Source organism: Methanocaldococcus sp. (assembly GCF_024490875.1).
Taxonomy (GTDB): domain Archaea; phylum AGJL01; class Methanococci; order Methanococcales; family Methanocaldococcaceae; genus Methanocaldococcus.
In genome coordinates, this window is sequence record NZ_JACCLX010000028.1 from 1 (window position 1) to 11,069 (window position 11,069).

An 11,069-nucleotide genomic window follows, 5' to 3' on the forward strand; every position below is an offset into this window, starting at 1 on the left:
AATTATTAGGGAATCTATTATAGAAGGACTTAGTTTTTCGTTTAAGGAGGGAGAAGAAGCTTTCTACACAATTTCTTAGACCGAATTGAACTCTTTCGAATTTTAAGCCTAATTTCTTTAATGCCCACGGATACCATCTACCACCATCGACTAAAATTATTGGCTTATTCGAGCAAAATTTTAATATACTTTTAACGAATAATATAGTATCGAGGCTACTTCGAGTTTTAGAGACATAAATACCTAAACATTCTTTAGATTCGACATCAATGGCAGACCATACATAAATAGTTTCATTACCAAACTTTAGTTTGGTTTCATCGATTGCGATTAAGTTTCTTGTTTTTCTTTCAGGTTCGTTTAAAATCTCTTTAAGCTTATGATAATAAGTTCTAACCGATTCATGGCTTACGCTCTCGAATTGGGAAAAAATAAACTAACTTTCCTCAACGATAACCCTAAATAATATAAAATCCCAGATAAAATTTTAATCTCCACCGATTTCCTATCTCTCTTAAAAAGTTCCGCCATTCGTTCCTTTAATACTTCTATCGTCAGCTTCATATCCCCTATTTTTTACTTCCATATTTTTAAATCTTTCTTATCTTGACAGTCTCCCATAGGCATATAAAGTATTTTAATAAAGTATTTTGGGGATAAGTTATGAAATGTAAATGTGGTAATGAAGCATTTTATTACCAAAGATATTCAAATAAACATCTATGCAAAGAATGCTTTAAAAAAGACATTGAGAAGAGAGTTAAAAAGGTTTTAGGAAGAAAGATAATAAAAAATAATGTAAAAATAGGAATTGGTATCAGTGGAGGGAAGGACAGTTTAGTTATGGCACATATACTAAAAAAACTCTTTAATCATATTCCAAACTCTAAATTAATATGTTTTTTCGTTGATGAGGGAATAAAAGATTTTAGAGAGACTGCAAAATTTTATGTTGAAGATTTTTGTAAAAAGAATAAATTAAAGTTAAAAATTATAAAATTTAAAGATGAAATTGGTTATACATTAGATGAAATTGTAAAAAACAATTATTTAAAGGAATTAAATATTGGTAAGCCCTGCTCTTTTTGTGGGGTTGTGAGAAGATACTTATTAAATAAATATGCTTTAAAAGAAGGATGTGACTATTTGGCTATTGGACACAACTTAGATGACTTCTGCCAAACAATTTTAATGAACTACATCGAAGGAAATATAAAAAATATTATCCAATTTGGGAAAGAAATAGATGATGATAAATTTGTTAAAAGAATTAAACCATTAAAGTTAATTCCTGAGGATGAAGTAAAAATTTATGCAAATATTAATAAAATAGAATATCAAAAAGAAAGTTGTCCATATTCCTCAATCTCTTATAGACACAAAATTAAGGAGATTATTAAAATATTGGAGGAGGAAAAACCTGGAATTAAGTTTAGCATATTGAAAGGTTATGAGAAACTTTTAAAGTATATTGAATTTAAAGAAGATATTAAAAAGTGTAAAATTTGCAACTATCCATGTAGTGGTGAGATTTGTAAAGTATGCTTATGGTTAAAGAAATTAGAACAATTAAATAAAATAAATAAAAATTAATAAAATTTTTGGTGATAATAATGACAGATAACTACGAACAGTTTAAAAAACTTAAAAAGAAAGTAGCCAAAGTATTAGGAATTAGTGAAGAAGAATTGGATAGGATGATTAAAGAAAAAATTGAAGATTATGGAGGAATATTATTAAAAGATGCCGCTTTAATGATGATAGCTAAGGAATATGGAATTGAATTTGAGAAAGAGAGTGTTGAGGAGTTTTCAATTAAAGACATTGAGGAAGGGCAAATAAATGTTGAGATTGTTGGAGTAGTTACAGATGTTTCAGATGTAAAAAGTTTCAAAAGAAAAGATGGAAGTGTTGGAAAGTATAGAAGAATAATGTTGGCTGACAAAACTGGGAGTATAAGAGTTACATTATGGGATGATTTAACAGATATTGATATTAAAGTAGGAGATGTTATAAAAATCAAAAGAGCAAGAGCGAGAAAGTGGAATAACATATTGGAGTTAAGTTCTGTCCCAGAAACGAAGATTGAAAAGTTAGAAAACTATAATGGAGAGTTACCAAAAATTAAAGAATCATATAAAATTAACGAGTTAGTTCCCGGAATTACTGCAACATTTGAGGGAGAGGTTATTTCATCTCTACCAATCAAAGAGTTTAAAAGACCTGATGGTAGTGTGGGAAGATTAAAGTCATTTATTGTTAAGGACGAAACTGGGAATATAAGGGTTACATTATGGGATGATTTAACAGATATTGATGTTGAGAGAGGAGATTATGTTAGAGTTAGAGGATATATAAGGAAAGGATATTACAGTGGCTTAGAATGTAACGCCAATGATGTAGAAATACTAAAAAAAGGAGAAAAAATTGAAAGTAAAGAGGTAGATATTAAAGATTTAATTAACTATGAAAATGAGTTGGTTACAGTTAAAGGAAGAATTATGGCTATGGGTAGTAAAAAAAGCGTTGATTTAAATGGAGATATAGTGAAGGTTCAAGAAATTTTATTAGATAATGGAACTGGAAGAGTTAAAATATCTTTCTGGGGTGGAAAAACAGTACTATTAGAGAATGTAAAAGAAGGAGATTTAGTAAAAATAACTAATTGTAGAGTTAGGACATACTACGATAGAGAGGGAAATAAAAGATCTGAGTTGTTAGCAACATCTGACACTAAGGTTATTAAAGACGAAAGTATTGAGGCTCCTGAATATAAAATAAAGTATTGTAAGATTGAAGATATTTATAATAGAGAAGTTGATTGGAACGATATAAATTTAATCGCCTATGTGGTTGAAGATTTCGGAATTAATGAGTTAGAATTTGAGAATAGAAAGAGAAAAGTAAGAAATTTAATGTTAGAAGATGAAACTGGCAGAATAAAGTTAAGTTTATGGGATGATTTGGCTGAATTAGACATTAAAGAGGGAGATGTTGTAAAGGTTTTACACGCTTATGCTAAAGAAAAAGGTGAATATATTGATTTAAATATAAGTAGATTTGGTAGGATAATAGTGAATCCAGAAGATGTTGAAATTAATAGGAAGTTTATAGCAGATGTTAAAGAAGGAGAAAATGTTGAAATTAGAGGAGCGATAGTAAAAATATTAAGTGACACTTTATTTTTATATCTATGTCCAAACTGTAAAAAGAGAGTTGAAGAAATTGACGGAACTTATAATTGCCCAATCTGTGGAGATGTAACTCCTGAAGAAATTTTAAGGTTAAACTTTGTAGTAGATGATGGAACAGGAACTATTGTATGTAGAGCATACGATAGAAGAGTAGAAAGATTGTTAAAAATGAAAAGAGAAGAATTAAAAAATATAAATATGGAAAATGTAGAGAGTGAGTTATTGGGAGAGGAGTTTGTTTTGTATGGAAATGTTAGGATTGATAGTGACGAGTTAGTTATGATTATTAAAACAGTTAAGGATGTAGATGTTGAGAAAGAAATAAAAATATTAGAGGAGATGGAATAATAAATAAAAAGTTCTGTGGTGATTTTATGATTGTTGAGAGAGTAGAGAAATATTTAGATAGAATAGAAAAAATTAACAAAGATATTAATGCTTTTATAGAAGTAAAACCTGAAAGAGTTTTAGAAGAGGCAAAAAAATTGGAAAAAGATGATAAAGCTAAGAAAAAACCTTTATATGGAAAAATTATTGCAGTCAAAGCAAACATAAATGTTAAGGGATATACAATATCCTGCGCGTCAAAGACATTAGAGAATTATATAGCCCCTTATGACGCCACAGTTATTCAAAAAATTAAAGAAAATGGTGGCTTAATAATTGGAATATCTAATATGGATGAATTTGCCTGTGGTAGTAGTGGGGAAACTTCCTATTATGGCCCAACAAAAAACCCAAGAGCAAAGGATAGAATTCCAGGAGGAAGTTCTTCAGGAAGTGCCGCTTCTGTTGCCGCAGATTTATGTGATATGGCATTAGGTAGTGACACTGGTGGAAGTATTAGGAATCCAGCATCTCACTGTGGAGTTGTTGGATTTAAGCCAAGTTATGGGGTTGTTAGTAGATACGGATTATGTGATTTGGCTATGAGTTTTGACCAAATAGGACCATTAACAAAAACAGCAAAAGATGCATTATTATTAACAAATATAATTAAAGGTAAGGATTTGAAAGATACTACAACAGTTGAAACTAAACCATTTGAAAAAATAGACATTAAGGGCTTTAAAGTAGGTGTTGTTAAGGAGTTTATGGATGTTGTTGATGAAAAAATAAGGGATAAAATAGAAAAAGGTATTGAAGTTTTTAAGGATTTAGGATGTGAAATCGTTGAGTTAAGTTACAAATATGTTGATTTAGCACTACCAACTTACTATTTAATAAATTATGTTGAGTTTTTCTCAGCAACAAGAAGATATGATGGAAGAAGATATGGTTATAGAATAGAAGATGTCTGTGGAGAAGAGGTTTTAAGAAGAATTATGATTGGTTCAATGATTAGCCAAAAGGAGTATAGTGGAAAATATTATAAAAATGCTTTAAAAGCAAGGAATTTAATGAGAAATGAGATGATTAAAATTATGAAAGATGTCGATATTATCGTAGGAGCAACAGTTCCTAAACTACCTCACAAGTTGGGAGAAAAATTAACTCCAATGGAAATGTATAGTTATGATGTATTAACAGTTCCAGCCAATATATGTGGTTTATGTGCAGGTGTAGTTCCTTGCGGAGAAATAAATGGAATTCCAGTAGGCTTACAAATTCAAGGAAAGCCATTTGAAGATGAAAAAGTTTTAAGTGCAATGATTGAGTTTGAAGATGCTATAAAATAATTTAAGTTTATTTATATACCATTTTTCAATATTTTTGACGAAGTTTTTATTTAGTATTTAAAACATATTCTAAAATCAATATAAATTTTTTTATATTAGTATTATGTTAAATTTATATTATTGGATTTTTAAGGTGATAGTATGAAAAATCTTAATCACTATCTCTTTATTTTATTATTAATCACTATCTCTTTATTATTTATGAAAAATTCCTATGCAGAAAATAATGCTATAAATATAACAATAAAAAATGTGAGTAGTGGAGAAATTATTTATCAGAAAATAATTCCAAATAATCAATATTTTCATGATTATACGGTAGTCAATGGTATTATAATCAACATAACATATGGAGGTAATGGCTATTTAGTTTCCTCTACTTCAAATAGTGTAACTATTATATTACCATATATATCAAGTAGTAGTAACATCCATATATCTCAAACTTCTGGAAATATTAAAGTTGAGTTATCTACACTATACTACAATTTTAACAATAAAACAAAAGCTCCAATTCCCTTAAGTGTCTATCTGTTAATATTTGCATTCCTCACTTATATTGTATATAGAAAATCTAAAAATTTAACTTAATATCCTGAAAAATCCTCTAAAACAACTACATTCTTTTTTGTATCATAAACAAAATAACTTTTTGGAGATGGATTTACAATAATTGTTTTTCCAATTTTGTCAATACACCTACTTTCATGTATATGCCCACACGCACAGAATATAATATTATCGTTAAAATCTTCGATAATTTTTCTAATACTTTTACTTCCTACATGAATGTCTTTATCTAAATCAACAATGTCAGCCATAGTGTTGTAAGGAGGTGCATGAGTAACTAAAAATACATTTTTTAGATTTCTTACTAAATTTAAAAGTTTATCATATAATTCCTCCTCGGTGTATTCATTTGGCGTATTAAATGGTGTTTTATTACTTCCACCCAAACCAACAAAATTTATATTCTCAACTTTTTTTATTCTTCCATCTATGTTTAATCCATAGTTATTTAACTCATCTATTACTTCTTTAGTGTCACAATTTCCAGGAACGCAAAAAACATCTATATAGTCAGATAATTCTGCTAACTTTTCTATAATCTCAATATTTCTTCCAAAGTGAGTAATATCTCCACATACTACTAAAACATCTGCAAAATCCTTAAATTCATTTACTTTTGGAGGTAATTTGCCATGTAAATCAGTTATTCCAACGATTTTCATAAGATATCCACCTTAATTTTTTGAATATCTATTTATAATTCTCTCAACTAACTATTTAATGTATTAATTTCAAAATAAAGATTTAAATAGTTTAACAATGAAATTATTATTGGAGGTGATAAAGATGATAACATGGTATGGCCATGCGTGCTTTAAAGTAGATAATGTTTTAATAGATCCCTTTGTTCCAAATCCATTGTGTAACTTACCTTATGATATAATAATGGAAGGAGTAGATGTAATAGCAGTTACTCATGGACATGCAGATCACTTAGGAAATGCCGAAGAGTTATCTAAAATATACAATGTTCCAGTAGTAGCAAATCATGAAATTAGCGTTTATTTATCAGAGAGAGGTGTTAATGCTGAAGGAATGAACATTGGAGGAACTATTGAAATTAATGGGGCTAAATTGACAATGGTTAAGGCAGAGCACTCATCTGATATATCTCCAACAATCAGTGGAGGAGTGGCTGCTGGTTACATTATAAACGATAGAGTATATCACGCAGGAGATACTGGAGTATTTGGTGATATGGAACTAATTGGAGAAATATATGCTCCAAAAATTGCTTTATTACCAATAGGAGGAAGATATACAATGGGAATTGATGAGGCATTAGTGGCTATTGAATTACTATATCCTGAAATAGTTATCCCAATGCATTATAATACATTTCCATTAATTGAAGTTGATATCAATGAGTTTGTTAAAAAGGCAGAGGCTTTGGGAGTAGAGGTTATAATTCCAATGATTGGAGAGCCAATTGACTTATAAATTATTTCTTTTAAAACTCTTTTATTTTTGTTTCTTTGTTTATTTTTTAAGTATATTTAGAGTTGTTTATAATTATGTCACAAATATAAACAAAACCAAAAAATTTATATATTATTACGCATATGTGATATATTGAAAAAATAAAAAAGGTGATAATTATGTTTGGATTTGGGAGAGGGTTTGGAAGAAGATTCTTATGGAGATACTTCCCAGTAACTGTTGGAAGATACAGATATATAGGACCTTGCAGATGTGGATTTGGACCACATGCATTTTATGTTGATGACAGTGGAAGAATAGTTCATGCATGGGATTTATATAGAATGCCATACATAGATACAGTAAATATAGACAGAGATTATTTATTAGAGAGATTAAAAGAATTAGAAGAAGAAAAAGCATTAATAGAAGAAGAAATTGCAGAAATAAAAAGAAGATTAAAAGATTTAGAAAACCAAAATAAATAGGGGATATAATGGAAATGAAAAAATTTATTTGTGCTAAATGTAATAAAATTATAGAAGTTCCTTATGGTGTTCCAAAACCTGACTTTTGTCCTTATTGCAACGCTCCAAGTATTTATATTCATAGAATAGATCCAGGAGGTAGAGGAAGAGGTAGAAGATGTGGTATGAGATTTATCAACAATAACCCTCCAACAAAATAATTTCTATTTTTATTTCTTACTATTGTGCAGTAGGAATCATTTTTTGAATTTTTTCCTGTAATTCTTTTAATCTTGTTTGTAATTTTTCAGATTGTTTTTCTAAAGTTTTTACTCTAAGTTCCAAAGTTTCTATTTTCTCCTCTAACTCTTTTTTAACTTCATCTTTTTTTCTTTTTACAAATAATCCTCCCACTAACTTATATACTTCCTCACTAGTGGATTTTTCTAATTCTTCCAATGCTTTTTTACATTCATTTAATTCAGATTCAACATTTTGTTTTTGTAACATAATCATTTGTAATTGTTGCTGTAATTGTTGTAATTGCATTAATTGAGCTTGAATTTGTTGAGGAATTTCCATAAAACTCACCTCATTTTTAGGAATAACCAAAATAAATTAATATGAAATTACTATAAAAATCTTTTCATTAAATAAAATTTTAAAAATCTATGATATTAAACCGTTAAGTTAATATAGTAGTTACTATTAGTTAATAACTCTAAAAGTTTTATATACAAAAAGGGGATGTGGCTAAATGCTGAACCCTTAAGAGAGGGATATTATGGGAATATATAAATATATAAGAGAAGCGTGGAAAAGACCAAAAGATACATATGTTAGAGAATTATTATGGGAAAGATTAATACAGTGGAGAAGAGAACCAGCAGTAGTTAGAATAGAAAGACCTACAAGATTAGATAGAGCAAGAGCATTAGGATACAAACCTAAACAGGGAATTATCGTTGTTAGAGTTAGAGTTAGAAGAGGAGGATTAAGAAAACCAAGACCAAAGAATTCAAAAAAGCCAGCAACATTAGGGGTTAATAAAATAACAATGGGTAAATCAATTCAAAGAATCGCCGAAGAGAGAGCAGCAAGAAAATATCCAAACATGGAAGTTTTAAACAGTTACTGGGTGGGAGAAGATGGAAAATATAAGTGGTATGAGGTTATTCTTGTAGATCCTTACCACCCAGTTATTCAGGCAGATCCTCAACTTAACTGGTTATGCTCTGGAAAACACAGAGGAAGAGCATTTAGAGGTTTAACATCAGCAGGTAAGAAAGGTAGAGGATTAAGAAATAAGGGAATTGGTGCTGAAAAGGTAAGACCAAGTATAAGGGCTCATGGAAGAAGAGGTAAGTAAATCATTAAAAATATAACTATTAACTATAAGAAACATTTATATACATCCTTTAATTAAATTTTATTAAATTTCCAATTTCTTGGGGAAATTAACTACTAATTTTTAAAGCCCCGAATCTTTAAATAAATAAAAACCACTATTTTGAGGGTGGAAAATATGAGTGAAGAGCTGTTAGTACCATTAGATACATACTTAGCTTCAGGAATTCACATAGGTACTCAGCAAAAAACAAAAGATATGGAGAAATTTATATATAGAGTTAGAAGTGATGGATTGTATGTTTTAGATGTTAGAAAAACAGATGAAAGATTAAGAATTGCCGCTAAGTTTTTAGCAAGATATGAGCCAGAGGATATATTGGCTGTTTCAAGAAGAATTTATACAATGGGTCCATTAGAAGAATTTGGTAAATACACGGGAGTTAGAACTATTGCAGGAAGATTTGTTCCTGGAACTTTAACAAACCCTTCATACAAAGGCTTTATAGAACCAGAGGTTGTATTTATCAGTGATCCAAGAGTCGATAGACAGGCTTTGAAAGAGGCTATAGAAATAGGAGTTCCAATAGTTAGTTTATGTGATACTGAACACTTAACTTCATTCATAGACTTGGTTATTCCAACAAACAATAAAGGTAAAAAGGCTGTGGCATTAATTTACTACTTGCTAACAAGAGAGTTCCTCAAAAATAAGGGAGTTATATCTGATGATACTAAATTACCATTTACATATGAAGAATTCTTAGAGAGAGCAGCAAATCCAAAATATAGAATAATAATTCAGCCAAAAGATAAGAGAAGAAGAAGGAGAAGAAAAAAATAAATTAAGAGAGGTTTTTAAAAATGCCTGAAAAAATATATATGGTTTGCGAGAATTGTGGATGTGAAGAGATGGAAGTATTAAAAAAGAAAATTTATGATAAATCTGCCTATTATTTAGTTAAATGTCCAAACTGTGGAACTGTTAAAGAAGTTATTGATAAAGTTAAATTAAACCAGATAAAATTAATCATTAGTAGATACGACATTTCTGAATCTAAAGTAATTAATATTCCAGAAGATGAAACCTACAAAGTTGGTGACATTATAAATATTGATGGAGAAGATATTGAAATAACTAAAATCGAAACTCCTGAACCTGTAAAATCTGCATTGGGTAGAGATATTAAATATATTTGGGGTAAATCCTTATCTATTCCTAAAAAATTAGGAATTTCAATAAATGATAAAAGTAAAACTTATGGAATATATATTTATGTTCCAAACGATTTCGAATTTGAATTAGATAAAGTTTATAAAATAAACGATGGATTCTTTAAACTAAAGAAAATAAAAGCTGAGAAAGGTTTTCCTAAAAAAGCAAAGGCTAAAGATATAAAAAGGTTGTATGGGGAAGTTGTAAAACCTGTAAGGAATTATATTGACATATCTGAGTTTTATAGGGAAGAATAAAAATAATTAAATTTTTAAGGTGAAAAAATGGCTGTTGCAAGAACTGCAAGATCAAGAAGAAAAGTAAGAAAAGTGAGAGATAAGTGGAAAGAAAAAGTATGGTATGAAATTTATGCAACTCCTGAATTTGGTGGAGTTTTTATTGGATATACCCCAGCAAACGATCCAAGTTTAGTTTTAGGTAGAGTAGCAGAAACATGTTTAAGAGACTTAACTGGGGATCCTACAAAGCACATGCATAGAGTTTATTTCAAAATCTTTGGAATTACAGGAAATAAAGCAATAGCACAATTTTATGGACATGATACTACAAGAGAGTATATGAAATCACAAATTAGAAGAAGGAGAAGTAGAATTGATGCTATCCTTGATGTAACCACACAGGATGGATATAAAATAAGAACAAAGGCAATGGTTTTAACAGCATATAGGGCGAATGCTAAACAAAAATCAGACATAAGAAAGAAAATGGAAGAAATTATAAGAAACATGGCTAAGGAAAAAACATTCCCAATGTATGTTCAGGCAATGTTGTTTGGAGAAATGGCTGAAAAAATAAGAGAAGAGTGTAAAAAAATATTTCCAATAAAGAATGTTATTATATACAAATCTGAAGTTTTATCTTTAGCTAAAAAAGAAGAAAATGAAGGATTTATAAAAGAAAAAGAAGAAACTGAAGAAAGTGTTACAGAGGCCCAATCTCAAGAGTAAACACTATTAATTTATAATTAATTTGTAATTATTTATTTTTATTCTTTTCTTTTTCTATAGAGACTGTCAAGATAAGAAAGATTTAAAAATATGGAAGTAAAAAATAGGGGATATGAAGCTGACGATAGAAGTATTAAAGGAACGAATGGCGGAACTTTTTAAGAAAGATAGGAAATCGGTGGAGATTAAAATTTTATCTGGGATTTTAT

At 29.1% G+C, this 11,069-nt stretch carries 13 protein-coding genes and 2 pseudogenes; 12 read left to right on the plus strand and 3 right to left on the minus strand.

The features are described from left to right. Positions 1 to 564 (minus strand): annotated as a pseudogene (locus tag HZY31_RS05175) (DDE-type integrase/transposase/recombinase); the annotation flags it as partial. A 99-nt stretch (positions 565 to 663) separates the two neighbouring features. On the opposite strand from HZY31_RS05175, the gene HZY31_RS05180 reads away from it, so the two are divergent. The 4 genes from HZY31_RS05180 (at position 664) to HZY31_RS05195 (ending at position 5,464) form a co-directional block, all read left to right on the plus strand. Beyond that, complete coding sequence (locus HZY31_RS05180; RefSeq protein ID WP_297318381.1) at positions 664 to 1,593, plus strand: TIGR00269 family protein; 930 nt, start codon at positions 664 to 666, stop codon at positions 1,591 to 1,593. Positions 1,594 to 1,613: 20 nt separating this feature from the next. After that, the gene (locus HZY31_RS05185; protein ID WP_297318382.1) at positions 1,614 to 3,542 is read left to right on the plus strand and encodes a replication factor A; all 1,929 of its coding nucleotides are present in this window, start codon (positions 1,614 to 1,616) and stop codon (positions 3,540 to 3,542) included. 26 nt (positions 3,543 to 3,568) lie between these two features. After that, complete coding sequence (gene gatA, locus HZY31_RS05190; RefSeq protein ID WP_297318383.1) at positions 3,569 to 4,873, plus strand: Asp-tRNA(Asn)/Glu-tRNA(Gln) amidotransferase subunit GatA; 1,305 nt, start codon at positions 3,569 to 3,571, stop codon at positions 4,871 to 4,873. A 141-nt stretch (positions 4,874 to 5,014) separates the two neighbouring features. Further along, the gene (locus HZY31_RS05195; protein ID WP_297318384.1) at positions 5,015 to 5,464 is read left to right on the plus strand and encodes a hypothetical protein; all 450 of its coding nucleotides are present in this window, start codon (positions 5,015 to 5,017) and stop codon (positions 5,462 to 5,464) included. Here the strand turns inward: HZY31_RS05195 and HZY31_RS05200 are convergent. Next, positions 5,461 to 6,105, minus strand: a complete 645-nt coding sequence (locus tag HZY31_RS05200; RefSeq protein WP_297318385.1) for a metallophosphoesterase — start codon at positions 6,103 to 6,105, stop codon at positions 5,461 to 5,463. The two genes, HZY31_RS05195 and HZY31_RS05200, sit on opposite strands and share 4 nt — an antisense overlap. 124 nt (positions 6,106 to 6,229) lie before the next feature. Here HZY31_RS05200 and HZY31_RS05205 point away from each other — a divergent pair, with 124 nt between their 5' ends. The 3 genes from HZY31_RS05205 (at position 6,230) to HZY31_RS05215 (ending at position 7,550) form a co-directional block, all read left to right on the plus strand. Next, positions 6,230 to 6,883 carry a metal-dependent hydrolase gene (locus HZY31_RS05205; protein WP_297318386.1) on the plus strand — a complete coding sequence of 218 codons (654 nt, stop codon included), beginning with the start codon at positions 6,230 to 6,232 and terminating at the stop codon, positions 6,881 to 6,883. Positions 6,884 to 7,041: 158 nt separating this feature from the next. After that, positions 7,042 to 7,350, plus strand: coding sequence for a hypothetical protein (locus HZY31_RS05210; RefSeq protein WP_297318387.1), 309 nt, complete (start codon positions 7,042 to 7,044; stop codon positions 7,348 to 7,350). Between the two features lie 8 nt (positions 7,351 to 7,358). Continuing rightward, positions 7,359 to 7,550: a hypothetical protein gene (locus HZY31_RS05215; protein WP_297318388.1), complete on the plus strand. Its 192-nt coding sequence runs from the start codon at positions 7,359 to 7,361 to the stop codon at positions 7,548 to 7,550. Positions 7,551 to 7,569: 19 nt separating this feature from the next. Here HZY31_RS05215 and HZY31_RS05220 read toward each other — a convergent pair whose 3' ends face one another. Next, complete coding sequence (locus HZY31_RS05220; RefSeq protein WP_297318389.1) at positions 7,570 to 7,911, minus strand: prefoldin subunit beta; 342 nt, start codon at positions 7,909 to 7,911, stop codon at positions 7,570 to 7,572. A 202-nt stretch (positions 7,912 to 8,113) separates the two neighbouring features. On the opposite strand from HZY31_RS05220, the gene HZY31_RS05225 reads away from it, so the two are divergent. The 5 genes and pseudogenes from HZY31_RS05225 to HZY31_RS05245 form a co-directional block, all read left to right on the plus strand. Beyond that, the gene (locus HZY31_RS05225) at positions 8,114 to 8,698 is read left to right on the plus strand and encodes a 50S ribosomal protein L15e (protein WP_214400419.1); all 585 of its coding nucleotides are present in this window, start codon (positions 8,114 to 8,116) and stop codon (positions 8,696 to 8,698) included. A 156-nt stretch (positions 8,699 to 8,854) separates the two neighbouring features. Then, complete coding sequence (rpsB, locus tag HZY31_RS05230; protein ID WP_297318390.1) at positions 8,855 to 9,520, plus strand: 30S ribosomal protein S2; 666 nt, start codon at positions 8,855 to 8,857, stop codon at positions 9,518 to 9,520. 20 nt (positions 9,521 to 9,540) lie between these two features. Then, a complete protein-coding gene (locus HZY31_RS05235; RefSeq protein ID WP_297318391.1) occupies positions 9,541 to 10,149 on the plus strand; it encodes an HVO_0476 family zinc finger protein in 609 nt (202 codons plus the stop codon). Between the two features lie 27 nt (positions 10,150 to 10,176). Beyond that, positions 10,177 to 10,860, plus strand: coding sequence for a 30S ribosomal protein S3ae (locus HZY31_RS05240; RefSeq protein ID WP_297318392.1), 684 nt, complete (start codon positions 10,177 to 10,179; stop codon positions 10,858 to 10,860). Positions 10,861 to 10,972: 112 nt separating this feature from the next. Continuing rightward, positions 10,973 to 11,069: pseudogene (locus HZY31_RS05245) on the plus strand (IS6 family transposase); the annotation flags it as partial.

Bases quoted from the DNA above. Each gene is read 5' to 3' on its own strand.
- HZY31_RS05180 (WP_297318381.1), top strand. From the start codon at position 664: ATGAAATGTAAATGTGGTAATGAAGCATTTTATTACCAAAGATATTCA.
- HZY31_RS05185 (WP_297318382.1), top strand. From the start codon at position 1,614: ATGACAGATAACTACGAACAGTTTAAAAAACTTAAAAAGAAAGTAGCC.
- gatA (WP_297318383.1), top strand. From the start codon at position 3,569: ATGATTGTTGAGAGAGTAGAGAAATATTTAGATAGAATAGAAAAAATT.
- HZY31_RS05195 (WP_297318384.1), top strand. From the start codon at position 5,015: ATGAAAAATCTTAATCACTATCTCTTTATTTTATTATTAATCACTATC.
- HZY31_RS05200 (WP_297318385.1), bottom strand. From the start codon at position 6,105: ATGAAAATCGTTGGAATAACTGATTTACATGGCAAATTACCTCCAAAA.
- HZY31_RS05205 (WP_297318386.1), top strand. From the start codon at position 6,230: ATGATAACATGGTATGGCCATGCGTGCTTTAAAGTAGATAATGTTTTA.
- HZY31_RS05210 (WP_297318387.1), top strand. From the start codon at position 7,042: ATGTTTGGATTTGGGAGAGGGTTTGGAAGAAGATTCTTATGGAGATAC.
- HZY31_RS05215 (WP_297318388.1), top strand. From the start codon at position 7,359: ATGGAAATGAAAAAATTTATTTGTGCTAAATGTAATAAAATTATAGAA.
- HZY31_RS05220 (WP_297318389.1), bottom strand. From the start codon at position 7,911: ATGGAAATTCCTCAACAAATTCAAGCTCAATTAATGCAATTACAACAA.
- HZY31_RS05225 (WP_214400419.1), top strand. From the start codon at position 8,114: ATGGGAATATATAAATATATAAGAGAAGCGTGGAAAAGACCAAAAGAT.
- rpsB (WP_297318390.1), top strand. From the start codon at position 8,855: ATGAGTGAAGAGCTGTTAGTACCATTAGATACATACTTAGCTTCAGGA.
- HZY31_RS05235 (WP_297318391.1), top strand. From the start codon at position 9,541: ATGCCTGAAAAAATATATATGGTTTGCGAGAATTGTGGATGTGAAGAG.
- HZY31_RS05240 (WP_297318392.1), top strand. From the start codon at position 10,177: ATGGCTGTTGCAAGAACTGCAAGATCAAGAAGAAAAGTAAGAAAAGTG.